The sequence below is a fragment of the Bradyrhizobium sp. genome, from assembly GCF_049519115.1.
Lineage (GTDB): Bacteria > Pseudomonadota > Alphaproteobacteria > Rhizobiales > Xanthobacteraceae > Bradyrhizobium.
This window is the reverse complement of record NZ_JBEKRB010000048.1, coordinates 25883-46205: the sequence shown is the minus strand read 5'-3', so window position 1 is coordinate 46205 and position 20323 is coordinate 25883. Positions and strand designations below refer to the sequence as shown.

18 protein-coding genes are annotated in these 20323 nt (G+C 60.5%); 6 read left to right on the top strand and 12 right to left on the bottom strand.

Annotated features, from left to right (window positions below):
* Window positions 1-582 (bottom strand): LysR family transcriptional regulator (locus tag ABSE61_RS28285; protein ID WP_423874454.1); only part of this gene is annotated, 582 nt, incomplete at its 3' end.
* A 92-nt stretch (window positions 583-674) separates the two neighbouring features.
* On the opposite strand from ABSE61_RS28285, the gene ABSE61_RS28280 reads away from it, so the two are divergent.
* The gene (locus tag ABSE61_RS28280; protein WP_423874453.1) at window positions 675-1862 is read left to right on the top strand and encodes an MFS transporter; all 1188 of its coding nucleotides are present in this window, start codon (window positions 675-677) and stop codon (window positions 1860-1862) included.
* Window positions 1863-2237: 375 nt separating this feature from the next.
* On the top strand, window positions 2238-3077 hold the full coding sequence (locus tag ABSE61_RS28275) for a hypothetical protein (protein ID WP_423874452.1): 840 nt from the start codon (window positions 2238-2240) through the stop codon (window positions 3075-3077).
* An 808-nt stretch (window positions 3078-3885) separates the two neighbouring features.
* On the opposite strand, the gene ABSE61_RS28270 is transcribed toward ABSE61_RS28275, so the two are convergent.
* The 5 genes from ABSE61_RS28270 to ABSE61_RS28250 form a co-directional block, all read right to left on the bottom strand.
* Complete coding sequence (locus ABSE61_RS28270) at window positions 3886-5115, bottom strand: MFS transporter (RefSeq protein WP_423874456.1); 1230 nt, start codon at window positions 5113-5115, stop codon at window positions 3886-3888.
* Between the two features lie 199 nt (window positions 5116-5314).
* Window positions 5315-6037 carry an ROK family protein gene (locus ABSE61_RS28265; protein WP_423874451.1) on the bottom strand — a complete coding sequence of 241 codons (723 nt, stop codon included), beginning with the start codon at window positions 6035-6037 and terminating at the stop codon, window positions 5315-5317.
* A 119-nt stretch (window positions 6038-6156) separates the two neighbouring features.
* A complete protein-coding gene (gene atzD / locus ABSE61_RS28260) occupies window positions 6157-7278 on the bottom strand; it encodes a cyanuric acid amidohydrolase (protein ID WP_423874450.1) in 1122 nt (373 codons plus the stop codon).
* 229 nt (window positions 7279-7507) lie between these two features.
* Window positions 7508-7750 (bottom strand): transcriptional regulator, encoded by a 243-nt coding sequence (locus tag ABSE61_RS28255; protein WP_423874449.1) that lies wholly within the window; start codon window positions 7748-7750, stop codon window positions 7508-7510.
* A gap of 93 nt (window positions 7751-7843) precedes the next feature.
* Window positions 7844-8053, bottom strand: coding sequence for a cold-shock protein (locus ABSE61_RS28250; RefSeq protein WP_423874448.1), 210 nt, complete (start codon window positions 8051-8053; stop codon window positions 7844-7846).
* A 498-nt stretch (window positions 8054-8551) separates the two neighbouring features.
* Here ABSE61_RS28250 and ABSE61_RS28245 point away from each other — a divergent pair, with 498 nt between their 5' ends.
* The gene (locus ABSE61_RS28245; protein ID WP_423874447.1) at window positions 8552-9634 is read left to right on the top strand and encodes an acyltransferase family protein; all 1083 of its coding nucleotides are present in this window, start codon (window positions 8552-8554) and stop codon (window positions 9632-9634) included.
* A 38-nt stretch (window positions 9635-9672) separates the two neighbouring features.
* Here ABSE61_RS28245 and ABSE61_RS28240 read toward each other — a convergent pair whose 3' ends face one another.
* Window positions 9673-10962: an MFS transporter gene (locus ABSE61_RS28240; RefSeq protein WP_423874446.1), complete on the bottom strand. Its 1290-nt coding sequence runs from the start codon at window positions 10960-10962 to the stop codon at window positions 9673-9675.
* Between the two features lie 51 nt (window positions 10963-11013).
* Window positions 11014-12006 (bottom strand): LysR family transcriptional regulator, encoded by a 993-nt coding sequence (locus ABSE61_RS28235; RefSeq protein ID WP_423874445.1) that lies wholly within the window; start codon window positions 12004-12006, stop codon window positions 11014-11016.
* A 114-nt stretch (window positions 12007-12120) separates the two neighbouring features.
* Here ABSE61_RS28235 and ABSE61_RS28230 point away from each other — a divergent pair, with 114 nt between their 5' ends.
* The 3 genes from ABSE61_RS28230 to ABSE61_RS28220 all read left to right on the top strand — a co-directional run bounded on the left by ABSE61_RS28230 (window position 12121) and on the right by ABSE61_RS28220 (window position 16524).
* Complete coding sequence (locus ABSE61_RS28230; protein ID WP_423874444.1) at window positions 12121-12543, top strand: DoxX family protein; 423 nt, start codon at window positions 12121-12123, stop codon at window positions 12541-12543.
* A gap of 235 nt (window positions 12544-12778) precedes the next feature.
* A complete protein-coding gene (locus tag ABSE61_RS28225; protein WP_423874443.1) occupies window positions 12779-14863 on the top strand; it encodes a hydantoinase/oxoprolinase family protein in 2085 nt (694 codons plus the stop codon).
* Between the two features lie 2 nt (window positions 14864-14865).
* Window positions 14866-16524, top strand: a complete 1659-nt coding sequence (locus ABSE61_RS28220; RefSeq protein WP_423874442.1) for a hydantoinase B/oxoprolinase family protein — start codon at window positions 14866-14868, stop codon at window positions 16522-16524.
* Window positions 16525-16549: 25 nt separating this feature from the next.
* Here the strand turns inward: ABSE61_RS28220 and ABSE61_RS28215 are convergent, their stop codons facing one another.
* The 4 genes from ABSE61_RS28215 to ABSE61_RS28200 are packed head-to-tail and all read right to left on the bottom strand — an operon-like array spanning window position 16550 to window position 20271.
* Complete coding sequence (locus ABSE61_RS28215; protein ID WP_423874441.1) at window positions 16550-17506, bottom strand: arginase family protein; 957 nt, start codon at window positions 17504-17506, stop codon at window positions 16550-16552.
* Window positions 17507-17521: 15 nt separating this feature from the next.
* Window positions 17522-18760 carry a M20/M25/M40 family metallo-hydrolase gene (locus ABSE61_RS28210; RefSeq protein WP_423874440.1) on the bottom strand — a complete coding sequence of 413 codons (1239 nt, stop codon included), beginning with the start codon at window positions 18758-18760 and terminating at the stop codon, window positions 17522-17524.
* A gap of 13 nt (window positions 18761-18773) precedes the next feature.
* Window positions 18774-19439: an amino acid ABC transporter permease gene (locus tag ABSE61_RS28205; protein ID WP_423874439.1), complete on the bottom strand. Its 666-nt coding sequence runs from the start codon at window positions 19437-19439 to the stop codon at window positions 18774-18776.
* Between the two features lie 16 nt (window positions 19440-19455).
* Window positions 19456-20271, bottom strand: coding sequence for an ABC transporter substrate-binding protein (locus tag ABSE61_RS28200; RefSeq protein ID WP_423874438.1), 816 nt, complete (start codon window positions 20269-20271; stop codon window positions 19456-19458).
* Window positions 20272-20323 lie beyond the last annotated feature (52 nt).

Below are 20323 nucleotides of genomic sequence, written 5' to 3'. Positions count from 1 at the left end.
GTTGAAGATCCAGGGAAATGGGGAAAGGTCTTGCAGCGTCGCGGGAGACGGCAAATCCAGCGATTGAGGGGCCGCTACAGATAGCGGCTGGATGTCAAGGGCGTCCGCCTCGATCTCGGTCGACGGATGCATTCCATCTGGAAGACAAAACGCGGCGACGTCGATTTCGCTGCGACGAAGCTGCTCCAAAAGCTGTTCGGGCCATCCGGTTGTGATGCGCAGCATGAGATCCGGAAAGCTGCCACGGAGCCTGTCGGCGAGTGTCGTTATCCCGACCTCCGACAAATAAGGTGAAATGCCGAGCCGGAATTCTCCGCTGACTACCCCGTTGGGCGACAATCCCGTCTTGAGATCATTCAACACGCCGAGCATCCGTCGCCCGTGCGCATAAGTTTCGCGGCCCGCCGCTGTCGGCTTCAACGGCTTCGACTGCCTGTCGAGCAAGACGACGCCAAGCCTTTCTTCCAAACTCTGGATGCGGCGGCTCACACCGGGCTGCGTGAGATGAAGCCGCATTGAGGCTCCAACGATCGAGCCGGTCTCCACCACCGCCAGAAAGGCCTCAAGGTCCCGTGTGTTCATGCGGATTCCGTATAATCTTATTGATAATAACTCAATTGTCTCATACATCTAAAAACGTATGATGTCATCAAACAATATGCGGTTTTGATGATATGATATATCTAAATACCTACCGACGCGTGCAGAGTGACGGATCCGCGCCCTATTGGCCGCTCTGGTCGGCCTGCTTCCTTGGCTTCAGCGCGTTTGGCATGACGATCCAGGTCATGCCCGCTTATGCCCATGAGCGGTTGGGAGCGGGTGCAATCACCGCCGGCCTGGCCGTGACGATCGGCTCTCTCGCCACCATGATTTCCCGCCCAGTCTCGGGACGGTTTGCCGATCAAAGCGGCGGACGTCGCGTGGCGATGGTCGGAGCCATACTCGCCTTGATCGGCGGCATCGGCCATGTGGTGGCGCCAAATCTGCCCGTTCTGGTTCTTGCACGCCTTTTTCTCGGGGCGGGTGAAGGCGCCCTCTTCACCGGTTCCGTCGGCTGGATCCTGGCGCAAACGGCGCAATCACAGCGGGGTAAGGTCGCAGGGCATTTTGGCTTGGCGATGTGGATGGGACTGGCGTCTGGCCCGGTGCTCGGAACCGCACTCATGGCGATCGGCACCTATCGCGAGGTCTGGATTGCCGCAAGCGTCATTCCGATGCTCTCCTGGGTGTTGGTTGCATCGACGCCGCCTGAGAGTCGTATCTCGTCCCGCGGCACGGATATCCGCCGCGCTTTGTTTCCAAGGGCAGCATGGCTGCCCGGCGCTTCAGGCGTATTCGCCAGCGTTGGATATGGCGTCATCGCTGCGTTTCTGGTGCCACGCTTCGCGGCTCTTGGCTTTGCAGGCCAAAACTTCGCGCTCACCGTGTTCGGCATCGCGTTTATGATGACACGATTTTTGGGCAGCGGTTATGCAGATCGTTTTGGCGCAAGGCCGGTGCTTCTATCGGCCTTCCTCATCGAGTCCGTCGGGCTTGCCGGCTTGTTTCTCACGCAACGGGAGTCGCTCGCTTTCGCCTCGACCGCATTAACCGCTGCAGGGCTTTCCCTGCTGATTCCGAGCGTCACGAGCCTTGTAACGGAAGCGGCCGATCCGCGCGAACGCACCGCAGCCTTGGGCGCAGTGACGTCCGCGTGGGACTTGGGCGTTGCTGTCGGCGGCCCTTTGGGAGGGCTTGTTGCTGGCGCATCGAACGCCGGGCCGTTCGCGCTGGGCGCCGTCGCAGCGCTGATCGCGATAGCGCCTCTGGCGATAAATCCCAAACGTGAGCGCGCTTTCGTGCCCCCAAAGGAAGCATGATTCCCGCCCGTTCCGCACCTTGGCCGCGAAGCATGTAGGCAACAGCGACACCAGCGCGGATATCCTTGTTGCTATCAACGTTCGCAACACACTTGCCCCGGTTTGTCGGAATTAGGTCATCCAACGTTAGCAACAAATCCGTGGTCAAAAGGCGACCTTAGCGGCGAAGCGGCGTATGGTCTGCTAAGGCCCGACAAGAGACAACGGTTGGCTCTGCTTGACGTCCCGACTAGATCCGCATCCCGCGCTTCCAACATTCTGATGGCGTGAATTTTGGCGTAATTTCGGTCTTCGTCCGAACGCTCGGCGTCTGTTGAAGTCCCGGTCGCGCCTGAGGTAGAACGGTGCCTGGTCGAGACAATTGCGATTGGTGTGATGGCAATCGTGAAGTGGTTGCAGCTATTCCTTCAGCAGGAATCCAACACCACCCGCGCGGCCCTTGGGTTGGCGATTGCGGGCCATGTCGTCATTGCGTTGCTTTTCGTGTTTGGGGCTTTTAACCGGACTGAGGGGGCTTCGGTCGTCGCAATCCCAGTTGAAATCGTGACGGAAGAGCCTGACGCGCAGGCTCGGTCATCCCCGGCGCCCGCATCGAATCAACAGAGTGCCTGGTCGGGCATTCCGGCCGTGGCCGATGTCGACAAACGGACCAAGGCGCCGCCTGCGACGCAGGACCTCAATGGTGTCGATCTGCCAAAGCAGCCAGGGCACGACGGTGGCGACCCCAGCCCAGATCCGGCCGCGAACCCCGTGCCACCTGCAGACGGCGACCTCGCCTCCGGCTCTGCGTCGCTCCCCTCCTGGGCAGTTGAAGCCATCGGTCTCGCACAGCGGCAGATGACGGCGCGCGAGTCGCACGAAGACGAAATGACGGCAACCAAGGAACCGAAGATTGAGTGCGGAGCCAAAGCGAGGTGGCAGTCACCGACGAACGGGATCCGGCTTCGAGGGAAGGTAACGGGGATAGCAACTGCGGCTCAAACGTCAGCCCTGATCCGATCGAGCCAGCTCATGACGGACAGGCGTATCAATCCGAAATACGTCAATAACAAGCAAGTTTTCGCCGAGACCCTGGATGGCGTCAACAGGTCGTCCGTGGTGCTTCCTTCCGGACTCATGGTGAATGTGGGCGATGTGATTGAAATTGATTCGGGCCACGTCGATCCAGCCGATCCCTGTCAGTACATTCCGAACGTCGTCGTCGGCAAGCCTTGAAGATCTTGCGTCGCGCTCTTCTCTCTAAAGCGCCTGCGCGCGATCCACGCCCGCAGCAAGTCCAATTACGGGGTAATTCCGGTAGTTCCGGTCGTCCGATTTTGTCGGTTCAAGGCGTCGACTTCGACGTCATTCAAATGCGCAAGCCGGGCATCGAGCCGCGCCCCAATAAGCGAGCAAATGCTGGAGTGCCGCAAAATATAACCCTCGCTGTCTGGCCGGCTCACGGGAGTGATTTGCCCGACGGGCAAATCACCCGAAATCATGTCCAGCCCCACTCGCAAAAATATTTCGCTTCGCCGTTTGCTAGAAACACCTTTAGTGATTCCAGCCATTCCGCCCCGGATAAAGGGGCGTATCGCGATCGTCACGAACGTTGGGTGCGGGATGCAGTGGACGCGGGTTGCGGCGCAAGACGGGCGCGGCCGGACGCGGACGGCGAAGTCGTGTGGGCCTGACATCCCGACGCTGATGTCAAATTGGCGAAGATGCTTTCGCATCGCAGCCTGTAACGGAGACAACAAAGCCCGGTCTCCGGGGCGAGCGCGAAGGAAACCGTTAAAACCATTGCGCAGGGAAGGCCGGCGTGATCGGCGAACCTGTGGTGACTAACTTGCGTGTTTTCTATTTTTACACGCAAGGCTGCGGGTGCGCTTGGGCATCCGGCTTTCCCTGCGCCCTCTATTCCGGAGGGGTTTCGTTCAAACTTCGGGCGCCGTCGCGTCGCGAGACCGCGTTTTGCTGCGCGTGGCTGTTTGACAAGTTAACAGGAAGGACAGGCCGCTAGCGATGAGCGAACCGGCCCTCTTTATCGTTTACCGGAAGCCGCGATCTTTGAGGGCGCGGTTTCCGGCATGAATATCATGGCGCAGAGTCCTGCAGCCGTCGCGAACAACAAGTACCAGGCCGGCGCCAGCGCGTTGCCGGTTACTTCCGTCAGCCAGGCGACGACGAGCTGGGCGGTGCCACCGAATATCGCGATCGCAACCGCATAAATGGTTGCAAAAGCGCCGCCGCGGATGTTCTTGGGCAAAGCTTCGGCGAGTCCAACATAAAACGCGCTGTAGGGGATCGAGCCGATCAGCGCCAATAGACCAAGGCCGCCAAGGAGTGCCAAGGAATTGCGGCTTTCCACGACCCACAGGAAAACTGGATAGGTCAGCAAAAGTGCTGCGATCTGCGGCCATACCATGATCGGCCAGCGACCCGCACGGTCGGCAAGCCAACCGCCCAGAAGCGCGGCAACAACTCCGACACCATTGACGACAGCTGTTGTCGCGAAAGCGAGCGGAGCATCGACGTGCAGGGTATGCTGCGCATAGGTGGTCATATATTGCGCCACGTAAGTGATGATGGTGCCGCTGGCCAGAATGACGAGCCCCAGCCCCAACAGACGGGTGTTGCCGCGTAGCGTCTTGGCAGCCGCGTTGTTCTCAACCGCTATCGCCGGCGTTTCAACCCGGTGCAGCGTTTCAGGCAAGCCGCGGCGCAACCATAATCCGAACGGCAGCGTGCCGGCACCGAGCAGGAAAGCGATACGCCAGCCATACGTATCCAGCGCATCGCTTGCCATGGTCAGCGATAGGATCTCGCCCACCAACGCTCCCGCCGTCGCCGCGATCTGCTGGCTTACAGGCTGCAATGAAACCACAAGGCCTCGACGCTGGACCGAAGCCGCTTCCATCAGATAAGCGGTCGTCGGACCGACCTCGCCTCCCAACGAAAAACCCTGCGTCAGCCGCGCCAAAATGACGACTATCGGAGCGGCGACGCCGATCGTGTTGTAGGAGGGCGTGATGGCCAGCACCAGGATGGCGACGCCCATCATCGCAAAACTGAGCAGCATCGCGGGCCGGCGTCCCGCGCGGTCCGAATACGAGCCGATCACGATGGCCCCGATCGGTCTCGTGACGAAGCCGGCGCCGAAGGTCGCCAGCGAAAGCAGAAGACTGCCGAACTCGCTCTTGGTCGGGAAAAATGCGTGGCCGATTTGCGTGGCAAAGAAACTGTAAGTAACGAAATCGTAGAACTCGAGCATGTTGCCGATTGTCGCGCCGAGAACGGCGCCGAAGGTGAGGCCTTCATCCTTTTCCTCGCTCAGGTCCTTAACCTCGGGCGACGGCGAATTCGGCTGATCGGAGGGCGCTGCCATGGTCCGTTATCTTTCAAAGGTAAAAGACGACGGCGACGCTTGCCGTTTGTCGATAAATTGCCTCCGGTGGAGACACGCGATCAAGCTACTCCGAAACCTTTTTAACGTTGCGGGTATCCCAAAGCCTAAAACCTCCCTTGAAGGCATTGGCGTTGTTTCCCAGTCGCACGTTGCGAGGCAGACGTCCGAGCTTTTCGGCATTTCCGCCGCCGAGAACGACGTAGTCGGGCTCCAGCGCCCCGACGAAATGCTTGACGATATCGGCGACTTTTTGCCGCCACTTCTTCTTGCCGAGACGTTCGAGGCCGGCCTCTCCCACATCATCTTCGAAAGTCCGGCCCTTCTGATAAGGCAAATGGCCGAGCTCCATCGGCTCCATAATGCCATCGATGATCATGGCGGAGCCGAGGCCCGTACCTAACCCAAGGAACAGCATTCGCCCTCCTTCGTAGCTGCCGAGAGCCTGCATCAGCGCATCGTTGACCACCTGCGTCGGGCGGCCAAACGCTTTGGCGAAATTAAAGCCGACCCAGCCACGGCCAAGGTTATGCGGTTCGGCCAGGGGTTTGTTATGAACGACCGGTCCAGGATATCCGATCGAAACGACATCGTAAGACCAATCCGTTGTGAGATCCTTGACCTGCTTCACCATTTCTTTGGCTGACAGATGCGGCCCGGACACAAACTCACGCTTGATGCGACGTTTGCTGTCCATGACCTTCACATGGGAGCCCCCGACGTCCACCGCCAAAATGGTTTTTCGCGATAGCCGTTTTGCTGGTGCCCGCGTTGCTGACGGCTTTTTCATTGACGGCTAATGGTCTCTGGTCTGCGATCGGCGGTTCCGGTGGAACACCGCAGAGAAACGCCGCCACCGCCAATAGGTTGCCGTGCCGATGAAACTTTCGATGCTGCTTGCGCCGCAAGTTAGACGCGCGCAATGACGGCGACCGGGCCACCACCCGGCGGTCCCTGGTGCTCCGCTCCGCCCGAGACGTACACGGCCCCCGTTCCCGAAAGGCCGCTGATCAAACCGCCGACGGCCGCCCGTGCGTGCCGCGTGGCACTGATGTCGGTGTCTTCCAACATGGTGTGGCGAAATCCGCGCACCGTGCCGTCGGGCGAGGCCTCCGCTTTGGCGAAGATATTTACCAGACCGCCCGCCGCAACAGGAGCAGAGCCTTCACCCCGCAGGCCGACGCTTTGCAAAGCGTCGATCACCGCGGCGGTGTCGATCGCATCGCGCATCACCGCATGGCCAATCACGAAGGGGCTCGCAGCCGCACGCGAATTTCCCATGACGATGATGACGTTGTGCATCAGCTCGATGCCGGCGGATGTCGAGGCGACCGACGAGAACAGATCGTATCTTTTCAGAATGTCGTCGTCCTTGATGTCGCCTTTGACCTCTCCGAGCGCTGCGGCCACGCCAAGCGCCGAGGCGCCGCGCGAGTATCCCATCGACCCGTACGCGCTGGTGGTCACCGGCCTCTGGCCCCTGCCGTGGGCCTCCTCGATACGGTCGCTGGTCAGCAGGGGGCATTTGATCTGCACGAAATGCACATCGGAGGGATTGTCGATGCCGGCATCGGCCATCGCGGCGGCAACCGCTTTCACCGTCTCAGTCAGCTGCGCGCCACGTCCGATCTCCTCGGGGAGAAAATTTCGGGTGTGGGCGATGCCGATACTCAGCCGCTTGTCGGCGAAGACGGATTGCGCGTCATTGTTGCCGGAGAGGTTACGCGTGAAGACAGTGATATGCGGACTGAGCACGCCTTCGGTGCCGCCCGACATCACGAAAGCGACCCGTTCCTCCACGCGCTCCGGCGGCAGCGCAAGATACGGCGCGAGCGCGATCGACAGTGCCGAGCCGGCATATTCGCGGGTAAAGTCGTTTACTCCGCCGTTGCCTTCGGTCTTGCCCAGGATCGCCAGGATCGATACCGGATCGATACGGCCGGCTTCAATCAACTGGATCAGGCCCGAAACGTCGCCGGGCCCTTTGGTCGGAATCCGGATCACGTCGACGGAAATGGTGCGCGCGCTCATTCGAATTCAGCGTCTTGCGTTGCGGTTTTAAGATGCGCGGAAGAGAACATCATCGAACAACCAAGCCCCTGCGTAGCGCCGACGAAGTCGCCGGCAATCGCTGCCAGAATGGCGAGGGATGATGGAATTTTCAACGCCGAAAAAAGATGGGGTGACAATGTGGAATCCGCGAGCTTTACGGAATTTCTTGTGCGCGGCGTCGCCGAGCCCCTGGCTCTGGCGCGACCGTCTAAGCCTTCGCCTTGACCTTGCGCTTCTTCTTTGTGTCTGCGGGAGCGGAGGCTTGGATTTTTGCCTCCTCCTCTTCCTTGGCCTGCCTCAAGGCGCGAAGGCGTTCCATGTTGCGCCTCACCGCGACCGACTTTTGCTCGACGTCGGCCATCGCCCGCGCGCCCTCTTCCGCCGCCAATCGTTGTCGATTGACGCGCGCAAGGCTCTCTGGCGATTTTTCGATCGGCTTCTTGTCGGCCATCGTATCCAACTCTACAAAAGCAAAACCCGCCCAATCCAAGGATCGAGCGGGCGCCACGCCATTTCAGTACATCCGTGAAATGGCTCTGACGGTTCAGGCCAGCGAGAGATTCTCTGCGCTTACCTTGCCCCGCATCTTGTCGGTCTTGAGCTCGAAGTTGACCTTCTGCCCTTCGTTGAGACCGGAAAGGCCAGCACGCTCAACCGCGCTGATGTGCACAAAGACGTCGTTTCCGCCGTCGTTGGGCTGAATAAAGCCAAAACCCTTCTGGCCGTTGAACCACTTTACAGTACCTGTCGCCATCTAACTTCTCCAAAGACAATCCGCACGACGATCGCGCGTTTTCGAATTCAACTGGTCGAGGTCTTTGGGAAGGAGCCGGCAGGGCGCATTCAAAAAGGCACAGCGGCTAATCGAATAAGCATAACTTATAGGACTTTTGGACCGGTTGCAAGTCGTCCAGTAATTTTATTTCGCCGAATCCGGGGATGGTTCGAACGTGGTGAAGAACGCCCCTTCCGGTTAGCCTCCTTAGCGTGCACCCGGACCGGCCGATCGCTTCATCGGAGGGGTTATCGACCTTCGTAACCGTCGATCAACGTATCAGGAACAACCCACATTGCTTGCCACGTTCGCCGCGATGGAGTCTTTTGCGACAAGTTTTCGCTAACGGCGCGAACCTTGCTGCGGCAAGCTTGCCGTCTGCACAAAATTTGAATTTTTCCGCAACGCCTCGCTACGCTAGGTTTCTCGCCATTCGTGAACGCGCCGATTGCTGAAGCTGCCGAGGTGATAGTCAATATGAAGGCCGAGATTCGATCATTGACCGGCGTACGGGGTATCGCCGCCATCATCATCGTGATTTACCACTACGGTAAGTTTCGTCTCGATCACGTCAGCGACGTCTGGGACATTCCTCACGGGTATCTCCCGGTCGATCTGTTTTTCATGTTGAGCGGTTTTGTGATTGGGTATGTCTATCGCGACCACCTTCATCCGGAATCATCGTCGGACTACCGAATTTTTCTCGTCAAGAGATTTGCAAGGCTCTACCCCGCCTACATCGTGATTTCGGCCTTTTATGTGCTGAAGATCGCGCTCGGTTTGACAGGTGACGAAACATTCGCGCGATTTGATTGGCTCGATGCCGTCGGCAATCTTTTGCTGCTGACCGGCTGGGGGCTTAATATCTATCCGCTGATCGGCGTATCATGGGCGTCGAGCGCGGAACTAGGTTCTTATTTCGCAGCACCAGCCTTGATGAAATACACGCTGGAAAAAAATCTGCGCTGGTGCATCGCCTGCGTCGTTGTTGCCCTCATTGGCATCTACTTGATCAGCATTAGCGGCCAGGGCTCGAGCGGCCCTCTGGATGTCGTCGCGCGGAATTCCCTCCTCCCGCTATGCCGCGCCATTATCGGATTCACCCTTGGCCTCGCGACGCTGCGGTTCGCGGTCTATCTGGACCGCCTCTCGGCAATCGCCCAGGACGCTCTCGTGATTGGCATACTGGCGTTGATGTTGGCTCTCTCCGTCTTTACGACTGAGGATCTGCCGATCTATCTGCTGTTTGTGCCTTTTATCGCCGTGCTCTCGCGCGACGGCCGCGTTGCGCAGGCTCTGTTCGGCAACCGGCTCGTCTATCACCTTGGTGTCATCTCCTATTCAATTTATCTTTTCCATCCCCTTTTCTTCACGTTCGCCGAGCGTTCCTCGCGGCACCTCGGCAATAATCTGACGGCCTATCTGCTTTGCACGCTCGCTGCCTTTGCGGCGATCTGGCTCCTGTCATATCTGAGCTATCGATTCATCGAGATGCCCGGACGGCAATATGTGATTGCATTGTTGAGCCCAAGAGCCAAGGCCGCGCCGGCAGAAACCTGATCTTCGACCAGCGGTTTCCGCCCACGCTTTTTTCGAATTTAATTTTCGGCCTGCAGCACGCGCCCGCGCGTTTCAGGCAATGCGAAGGCGGCAAGGAAAAACACGGCGTACGCCGCGACCGCAAAGATCGCAATTGCGTTTGCGAGCGAGGTTGAGTTCGACAGCGCGCCGACCATGAATGGGAATAGCGCACCGATCCCTCGGCCGAAGTTATAGCAAAAGCCCTGACCGGAACCGCGCAGTCGCGTCGGATACAATTCCGTCAGGAAGGCGCCCACACCGGAGAAATAACCAGAGGCAAAAAAGCCGAGCGGAAAGCCGAGCACCCATAAAGCTTCGTTCGGTAACGTCAGTTGGGTGTAAAGCAGCACGACAGCGATCGCGCCTACCGAAAAGATCAGGAAAAGATTACGCCGTCCGATCCGATCGGCGAGCCAGGCACCGACAAGATAGCCGGCAAAAGACCCGATGATCAGCGCTGACAAGTAGCCCGTCGAAGAAACGATGGAGAGCTTTCGCTCCGTCGTAAGGAAGCGCGGAACCCAGAATGTAATCGCGTAGTAACCGCCCTGGCATCCCGTCGCCATCAACGACGCCAGGACCGTCGTCGTCAAGAACGGGCCAGAAAAGATCTCCCATATCGACGGCTGATCTCCGGCTTGCGCCTGCTTGGCCCGCGCCGCCACGGCCATTTCCGGTTCTGAAACGTAGCGGCGCAGATAAAATACGAGAAGCGCCGGCAGAGCGCCGATCACAAACATCCAACGCCAGGCGGTTTCCGGCGGAAAGTTGGAATACAGTACGGCCTGCGCGAGCACAGCCAGGCCCCAGCCCACGGCCCACCCCGATTGCACCGAACCGACCGCACGGCCGCGATATTGCGGGCGAATGGCTTCGCCCATCAGCACCGCGCCCGCCGCCCATTCGCCGCCAAAGCCCAATCCCAGCACGGCCCGCGCAATCAGCAGCTGATCGAAGTTCTGCACGATCGCGCAGACCAGTGAGAAGAACGAGAACCAGAGGATGGTGAACTGCAGTGTCCTGACCCGGCCGACACGATCTGCGATATAACCGCCCAGCCATCCGCCAATGGCAGACGACAGCAGAGTTACCGTGCCAGCAAGGCCGGCGTAGGCAGCATCAACCTTCCACATGGTGATGATGGTGCCGATCACGAGCGGATAGATCATGAAGTCCATGCCGTCGAGCGCCCAACCTGCGGCGCAAGCCCAGAACGTACGGCGCTCCAGCGTATTCATGTCGCGGTAAAACGCGACAAGGCTGGTATCTTCGATCACTGCCGTTTCGAACTGATCGGTTGCGCTCATGCTGTTTCCTCAGGGATTTTCTTGACCAGTATTTGAATTACGTCGCAAAGGCTATCTTTTAGTGTCCGGCGGCGAACCGGCAAGGGCTCCTTTCCTGCGCCGTGCAGGCGGTTTCCACCCCATCACCCTCTCGGCGCTCCACCGTGCGTCGGCAAGCTCGGTGATCAGGAAGTCGGCCAGAGCGGAAACCTTTGCGGGACGCGCGCGAGCCGTCGGCGTCACGAAGTACAATCCGCCTCCCGGGAGACTCCAATCGGTCAGGATCGGCTCAAGCTGCTTCTCCGGAAAATATTGTGTGGCAACGAACTCAGGCAGTTCGGTGATCGCCAGCCCCTCCAGTACTGTCGGCAACAGCGCCTCGATGCTCGTTCCCCGCAGCTGCCCCCTTGGCGTGATCGAGCATTCCTCGCCGGTTTTCAGATGAGCGAAGCGCCAGGTATCGTGCTTTGCCTTGTTAGCGTAGGTCAGGCAGCGATGGGAAATCAGATCGCGCGGGTGCCGCGGGCGACCATATCGGACAATGTAGTCTGGTGACGCCACGACAAAACGCCGGACCGCCACGATCTGTCGCGCGACAAGCGATGAATCCTTCATGACGGCGATGCGCAATGCGGCGTCAAAGCCATCGCCGATAAGGTCGGTCTGCGCATCTGTCAGATGAAGATCGACGGCGATGTCGGGATACCGGCGAAAGAACTCGGGCAGCAGGGGCGCAACCCAGCGCGTCCCAAAGGACAGCGGCGCTGCGAATTTCACCAGGCCCCGCGGGCGGCTCGAGGCCTTGCGGGCGAAGTCCTCGGTTTCCTCCGCGTCCGCGTAGATCCTGGTGGCCCTCCCGGCCAGCGTGCGGCCGTAGTCCGTTAATGCCAGCCGCCGCGAGGTCCGGTTGAACAGACGCCCGCCGAGCCGTTCTTCGAGACGGGTGACAGCCCGCGAAACGGTCGCGACCGATACTCCCATGGCTCGGGCCGCCGCGGCGAACGATCGCTCCTCCGCCACCTTGGCGAACATCGCGATCCCCTCAAAATCCGGCAATTTCGACATCGACAATCCCGCAACGATACATTTCTATTCTTTCTATTTCGAAAAAACAGCTTTCGCGACAGATTTGTCGAGCCCGCCCCGAGAGGCGGAAACCCCGTTTCAAGGAGATTTTCAATGAGCATGACCCGTTACCTTCCTTTCGCTGGCAGACTGATGATTGGTCTTCCCTTCGCCATGAGCGGCCTTGGCAAGCTCGCCGCCTACGGCGCCACCACCGCCATGATCAGCGCTGCGGGATTGCCCGTTCCGCCGCTGGCCTTTGCGCTCGCTGTCGCCATCGAGCTCGGCGGCGGCCTGCTTCTCATCGCCGGCTATCGCACCCGATTCGTTGCGGCCGGCCTGGCACTCTTTGCGCTGGCGACGGCGATTTCGTTCCACAGCAACTTCGCCGACCAGAACCAGATGATCCACTTCCTCAAGAACGTGATGATGGCGGGCGGACTCCTTCAGATCGTCGCCTTCGGGGCCGGCGCATTCAGCGTCGACAACCGCCGCCACACGGGCGATCTGCATTCACGTTCGGCTGCAGTCGCTTGAATACGTCGTCTTGCCTTGGTTTTCCGGCGACGACCAGTTGGCTAGTGGCCCGGACAGCACCTCTGGGCCGCTAGCCGCATTGCCGGTACGAGAGCAGAAATTCGTAGAAGCTGTGCCGTATAGGTGCCCAGCAAAAATGGTTGAGCGCACCGCCGCAGATGCTGGCATACAAATTGCTGTACAAATTGCAGTATGTTTTCCCATCTGTTCATCAGAAAACCTGCGGAGATCTGGAATGCTTGACGGAGCCGAAGTGCGGCTGGCCGTGGATATCGGCGGTACGTTCACGGATATCGTGCTCGACGTCGGGCGGGATCGCAAGACGCGCAAGGTGCTGACGACGCCTGCTCGTCCTGAGCAGGCGGTGCTGGACGGGATGCGTCTCATTTTGGCCGACGCCGGCGCCCACATCAGCGATGTCGACGTCTTTATTCACGGCACGACGCTGGCCACCAACGCCATCATCGAGCGCCGGGGTGCGAAGACCGCGCTGATCGCGACGGAAGGTTTTCGCGACGTGCTCGATATCGGCACCGAGAGCCGCTACGATCAATATGACCTTGCGATCGACAAGCCGAAGCCGCTGGTGCCGCGATCTCTTCGCTTCACGGTGCCCGAGCGCGTCGACGCGCATGGTGACATCAGGCTGCCGCTTGACGAAGCAGCCGTACGGGCGCTGGTGCCAAAGTTGCGCGCGCAAAATGTGGAAAGCATCGCCCTCGCCTTTATCCACGCTTACGCCAATCCAGCGCATGAACAGCGCGCCGGTTCGATCCTGCAAGCGGAGATGCGGGATATAAGGGTGACGCTCTCATCGGCGGTGTGCCCTGAAATTCGCGAATATGAGCGCACCTCGACGGCGGTCGCCAACGCCTATGTCCAGCCCCTGATCGACGGTTATCTCGGACGCATGGCGGAAGCCCTGCAGGTCCAGCAATTTCGCGGCGCCATCTACCTCGTGACCTCGGGCGGAGGTGTCACGTCGATCGAGACGGCACGGCGCTTTCCGGTCCGTCTTCTGGAGTCGGGCCCCGCGGGCGGCGCGATTTTTGCAAGCCAGATCGCTGCGAGCCTTGGCGAAAGCAAGGTGTTGTCCTTCGACATGGGCGGAACCACCGCAAAAATCTGTCTCATCGAGAAATATCAGCCGGAAACATCGCGGGTGTTCGAGGTCGACCGCGCCGCGCGTTTCTTGAAGGGATCGGGATTGCCGGTGCGCATTCCCGTCATCGAAATGGTCGAGATCGGCGCCGGCGGCGGCTCGATCGCACGGGTCGATGCCCTGAAGCGGGTCACAGTGGGACCGGAAAGCGCGTCTTCCGAACCGGGACCGGCGTGCTACGGTCGCGGCGGCGTCCACGCCACCGTGACGGATGCGGATGTTGCGCTTGGCAAGATCGATCCCGATGCCTTCGCAGGCGGTACGATCAAGCTCAGTTCTGAGCTGTCGCGGCAGGCGCTATTGCGTGACATTGGCGAGCCGTTGGGATTAGCAGCGGAAACGGCGGCCTACGCCGTGCATGAGATCGTGTGCGAGAATATGGCGAGCGCGGCCCGCGTGCATGCGGTCGAACGCGGCGCTGTCGTGGGGCAACATACGTTGATTGCATTCGGCGGCGCAGCGCCTCTTCACGCGGCACGCGTTGCCGAGAGGATCGGCGTCTCGCGGGTGATCGTGCCGTCCAACGCCGGCGTCGGCTCGGCCGTGGGATTTCTCGCAGCCCCCATCGCCTATGAACTGGTACGAAGCCGTCATGTTCGACTGGACGAATTCGACACCGCGGCGGTTTCCGATCTGCTGCACGAGATCGCGAGCGAAGCCCGGGCTCTGGTGGAGCCTGGCGCCGCCGGGATGCCGGTGCGCGAGCGGCGCACGGCCTTCATGCGCTATGTCGGACAAGGCCACGAGATTACGGTCGAATTGCCCGGTCGGCGGCTCACCGAGGCAGATCTCGCCGGCCTGCGCCAGGCCTTCGAGAAGGATTATGCGGCGCTGTTCGAGCGACCGATCCCGGGCGCGGCGATTGAAGTGCTCAGCTGGTCGGTGCTCGCGACCACCGAACCGCGCAATCCGGCACGGGTCGCGGAAGTAATGCGCAAGCCGGCCGGCAAAGCCGCAGGCCACCGCAGCTTTTTCGACGGACGCGCCGGGCACGTGGTGGAGATTCCGATGTATCTGCGCGACCAGATGCCGCCGGGGGCGACCATCGCAGGTCCCGCCGTGATCGCGGAAGATGAAACCTCGACGTTCGTTGCGGTGAGCTTCGAGGCCTATATCGACGGTGCCGGCAGCATCGTCATGGAACGGAAGGCAGCCTGATCATGAGCGAAACAAACGGTGCGAACCTCATCGATCTGCAAATCATGTGGAACCGGCTGATTGCCGTGGTCGAGGAGCAGGCGCAGGTTCTGCTGCGAACGGCCTTCAGCCCGATCGTGCGCGAGTGCGGCGATCTCTCGGCCGGCGTATTCGATGCGAAGGGACGGATGCTGGCGCAGGCGGTGACCGGCACGCCCGGCCACGTCAATTCCATGGCAGAATCGGTGAAGCATTTCATCACGCATTTCCCGCTTGAGACGATGAAGCCAGGCGACGCCTACATCACCAACGATCCGTGGATGGGTACCGGTCACCTCAACGATTTCGTCGTCACCACGCCCTGCTTCAAGGACGGCAAGCTGGTCGCGCTGTTCTCCTGCACCAGCCATTTGATGGACATCGGCGGTATCGGCTTTGGACCGGACGCCACCGACGTTTTCATGGAAGGGCTCTACATCCCGATGTTGAAGCTGATCGATCAGGGCGTCGTCAACGAAACCCTGATGTCGATGATCCGCAGCAACACGCGGTTGCCGATCGACACCGAAGGCGACACCTATTCGCTCGCGGGCTGCAACGACGTCGGTTGCCAGCGTCTGGTCGAGATGATGGAGGAGTTCGGCATCGAAACGCTCGATCAGATCGCCGATCACGTCTGCGACCGTTCGCGCGAGGCGGTGCTGGCCGAAATCGCGAAATTGCCGAAGGGCGTCTGGCGCAACAGCATGGTGGTCGATGGCTATGACGAGCCAGTCACGCTTTCGGCGACGCTGACCATTTCGGACACGGGTATTCATGTCGATTATGCCGGCACCTCGGCGGCATCGAAGTTTGGCATCAACGTGCCGGCATCCTACACCACCGCCTACACTGTGTTCGGTCTCGGCTGCGTGGTGGCCTCACAGATTCCAAATAATGCCGGCTCGCTGGCGCCGCTCACGGTATCGGCGCCCAAGGGGGCGATCCTCAACGCGTTGAAACCGGCGCCGGTGTCGTCGCGCCATATCATCGGCCAGATGCTGCCCGACGTGGTGTTCGGCTGCCTTCGCCAGATCATTCCCGAGCGGGTGCCGGCCGAAGGAACGTCCTGCCTGTGGAATCTGAATGTGCGAGGACAGACGCGCAGCGGCGCCGGCGGCAACTATGGATTCTCGATGGCGGTGACCAGTAACGGCGGCACGGGGGCGCGTTTCGCCAAGGATGGTCTGTCCGCGACCGCCTATCCCAGCGGTGTGCGTGGCACGCCGGTCGAGATCGCCGAGACCCAAACCCCGCTGATCTTCTGGCGCAAGGAGTTGCGTCCGGATTCCGGCGGCGCCGGACGCACCCGCGGCGGCCTCGGTCAAATCATCGAAGTGGGCAGCGGCATCGATGCGCCGTTCGAAATCCTCGCGGCGTTCGATCGCATCGATCATCCGCCACGCGGACGTGACGGCGGCCGCAATGGCGAGAACGGTTATGTCGGACTCAAATCCGGACAGAAGTTGCGCGGCAAGGGCTTTCAGACCGTGCCCGCCGACGACCGGCTGGTGGTGATGACGCCCGGCGGCGCCGGAATCGGCGACCCCAAAGAGCGTGCCGCCGCGAACGTGAGTGAAGATATAGCCAGCGACCTGGTATCGAACGAGAAGGCGGCTACGGTATACGGTTTCCCGCGCTAGTCTCGCTAAATCGCCCGGTTTAGCATTAGGCCGCAGGGTCTCTGCGTGCGGCCTTTTCCTCGATCAGCAGAAGTGCCTCGTAGGTCATGTAGGCTGCCAGGTGAGCCGCCATGCCGTTGACGTCGTGTGGTGGGCTCACCGTGTTGATGTCGACGGCGACGATATCGAGCCCCGATAGTCCACGCAGCAATTGCAGGCCTTCGCGTGCGGTGAAGCCGCCCCAGGTCGGCGTGCATACGCCCGGCGCAACCGACGGATCGAAGGAATCCATGTCCCACGAGAGATAGACCGGGCGTCCCTTCATCGCGGCGTGCAGTTCTGCGAGCACATCCGCCTCTCCGCGTCGCATATAGTCGCGCATGGTGATGACATTATAGCCGAAGCTTTTGGTGTGGGCTGCGACGCCGGCGCGATAGGTCGGGCCGCGGATTCCGACGTGATAGGAAGCGCCGGCCGATACCCGCTGCTCCATGGCGACGTGACTGAACTGGCTGGCGGCGTCGTAAGGATGATCGGGATTGACGGGATGACAATCGGTGTGGCTGTCGACGTGAAGCACGCAAAGGTTTGGCCACTTGCGCGAGGCGGCGCGGACCAGCGGCACTGAGATCGAGCCGTCGCCGCCGAATCCGACCACGGTCGCTCCATCGGAGGCGATGCGCCAGGCGGCTTCTTCGATGCGCTCGAACGCCACTTCGATGCGGCTCGGGGTGACGTCCACGTCGCCGCAATCCACCAGCCTCAACGCCGCGCGAATATCATAGTCGGCGCGTTCGGACTCGAAGGCGCGCACCAGTCGCGACTGTTCACGGATCGAACGTGGCCCGTCCCGTGAGCCGATACGGAACGCATGCGTGCCGCAATCAAACGGCACGCCGAGGATCGCGGCCTTCGATCCTTTGGCGGACGACGCCCAGGGTACGCCCATGAAACCAGTGCTGGTGCGAAACAGATCTGCCGTTGAAAGTTCTGATGCTTTCATTGTTGGTTTTTCCAGTCAGGCTTCGCTCAGAAAATCGAAGGCAGCGAGCGTATGAACTTTCGCGACCGCCACCAGCTCGTCGACGAGGATGTATTCGTCCGGCGCGCCCATATTGAAGGGCGTGCAGCCGAACACCACGCTCGGCACACCGAACATGCGGTAGAGCCTGGCGTCGGACGCTCCCACGCGCATATTGGCGACGGGCGCTGTTCCCAATACTTTTGTCGCCGCGGCGATCGTCCGACGGACGATCTCGTGGCTCGGCGGCGTAAAGCTTGGAGGATAGGCGCGTATGATGCGCCAGTTCACACCCTGGCAAGGATCAAGTTCGCGGTGCAGGGCCGCCTCGACGGCCTCCAGGCTGACGCCCACCGGAAGTCTGATATCGGCGGCCGCGCGCGCCCGCGCCGGCACCAGGTTCGGCGAGATCCCTCCCTCCATCGTGCCGATATTGACGGTCACGCGCTGCAAGGTTTCCGCCTCGCCCTCGCCCGATAACTCCTCCGAGATCGGCCTGGCAGCCATGATCGCCGACGTGACATCTGCAGGAGCTGCGACGGGGAGGTTCTCCAACCGCTTCAACCCGTCCAGCGCTTGTCGAAGCCGATCGATGGCATTCGTACCCTTATGAACATGCGCGCCATGGGCGGGACGGCCTTCGGCCTCGATCTCGACCCAGCAAAGTCCCTTCTCGCCGAAGCGCAAGACCATCGGCGAGCCGACATCGCCGCACAACATCGCGTCGCCCCCGGCTTCCGGCACATGCTCCAAAAGCCAGCGCGAGCCGAGCGAACCCATATTCTCTTCGTCGCCGGCAAGCGTCATGACCAGTTCGCCGCGCCAGCGTTCACGCAAGCCCGCAAGGATTCGAAGCGCGGTCAGCGCGGCCGCAATGCCGGCCTTCATATCTGAAACGCCGCGGCCGTAAATTCGTCCGTCCTTTAACGTGCCACCCAACGGTGGCACCGTCCAATGGCCCTCCCCGATCGGAAACGTGTCGAGATGCCCGTTGAAGACGAGCCTGCGCCCCGGCGCGGCGCCCTTCATCACGGCCACCAGATTGACGACACCCGGTGCTGTTTCGTAACGCGTGATGCTGACACCATCGATCGCCCTCAACAGCCCAGTGGCGACTTCGGCACATTCCGTCACATCGCCGGGCGGATTGGGCGACGCCACGGCGACGAGCCTCCGCGTGGTCTCGATCAAAAAGCCACGCTGCGCTTCGACCTCGGCTTGGAGGCGTGCACTCAAGGATGAAACGTGATCAGCGACGGGCAAGACGGCCTTCCCAGATACGGATCGCCATCGCGAGCGGCCAGCAGATGAAGAAATAGACCACCGCGATGAAGGAGAAGATTTCCAGCGGCCTGAAGGTGGAAGACGACAATTCCATGCCGCGCCGCGTGATCTCGCTCACCGAGATCACCGCACCCAGCGAGGAGAACTTGATCAGTTGCACGAAATTCGACGCCAGCGGCGGCAGCGTCATCCGGATCGCCTGCGGCAGCACGATCCGTATAAAACTCTGCGCCGGCGTGAGGCCGAGCACCTGTGCGGCCTCACGCTGGCCCTTGGGAACGGCCTGGATGCCCGCCCGGTATACTTCAGAGATGAAGGCCGCCATATAAAGTGACAGACCGATCAGGATGCCGGCCAGCGAGGAAACGCGAATGTTGAAGACGATCGGCAGTACGTAATAGACCCACAGAAGCTGCACGAGAATCGGCGTGTTGCGGATGATTTCCCCGAGCGTGAGACTGAAACCCCGCAGCACAGCGAATCGCGAGAGGTCAAACAAGGCCAGGATGAGGCCGCCGATCAGCGCAAATATCAGCGACGTCGCCGAGATGAACAACGTCATCTGAAGCCCCGACATCAGGAAGTCGAGGTTGTTCCAGATGACATCCCATCTGAATTGATAGGTGACCACGGCGTCTTACCTGACTTTACGGAGCGACAATCGGGCCGAGCTTGTTCTTCTCGGCATATTTCTTCAGACGACCATCGAGCTTGATGGTGTCGATGAAGAGATTGATGAAATTGAGCCAGACCTGATCGCCCTGCGGCACGGCATAAGCGTAAGGTGTGACGGCCAGTTTCTCCGGCGGTTCGATGCTCTTGGCCCAGTCGAACTCGTCGGTCACCTTCACCGCGGTCGGAAAGTCCGTCATGATGACGTCGACGCGGCCGGCGACAAGTTCGCCTTCGCGCGTATTGGGCGGCGCTACCGAAATCAACTCGGCTTTCTTCAGATAACCCTTCATGAAGGGCTCGATGTAACTGCCGAGCGTCACGGCGGCCTTGATGCCGGGCTTGTCGACGTCGTCCCAGTTCTTGATCGGGCCGTCCTTGCGGGTCACCGCATAGACATTGGTGATGAGGTAGGGCTTCGAAAACTCCACCGCCTGCGCGCGCTGAAGCGAGGCGCCGAGCGCGAACATGCCGATGTCGCACTTGTTGGCCTGAAGATCGGCGATGAAAGTGCCGAAGCTGCTTTCCACGATCTCGAGCTGCGCACCCAGATCCTTGGCGAGTTCCTTGGCAAGATCGGCATCGATACCCTCGATCACGCCCGTCTTGGGATTGCGGAAGGAAATCGAATAGTAGAGCGGGAACTGGCAGACGCGCAGCTTTTTGGATTTCGTGATTTCGTTGAGCCGCGAATTCACCTCGGCTGAACTTGCAGGCGTCGGCGTGAGGAGCGCGGCGGTGACGGCAAGCACGGCCGCGTGAAACAAGAATGGGCGCAGATTGTATTTCATCCGTTTGTCCTCTCGCTGGCTTTGATCCTGATCCTGTTGATCTTGATCCTTG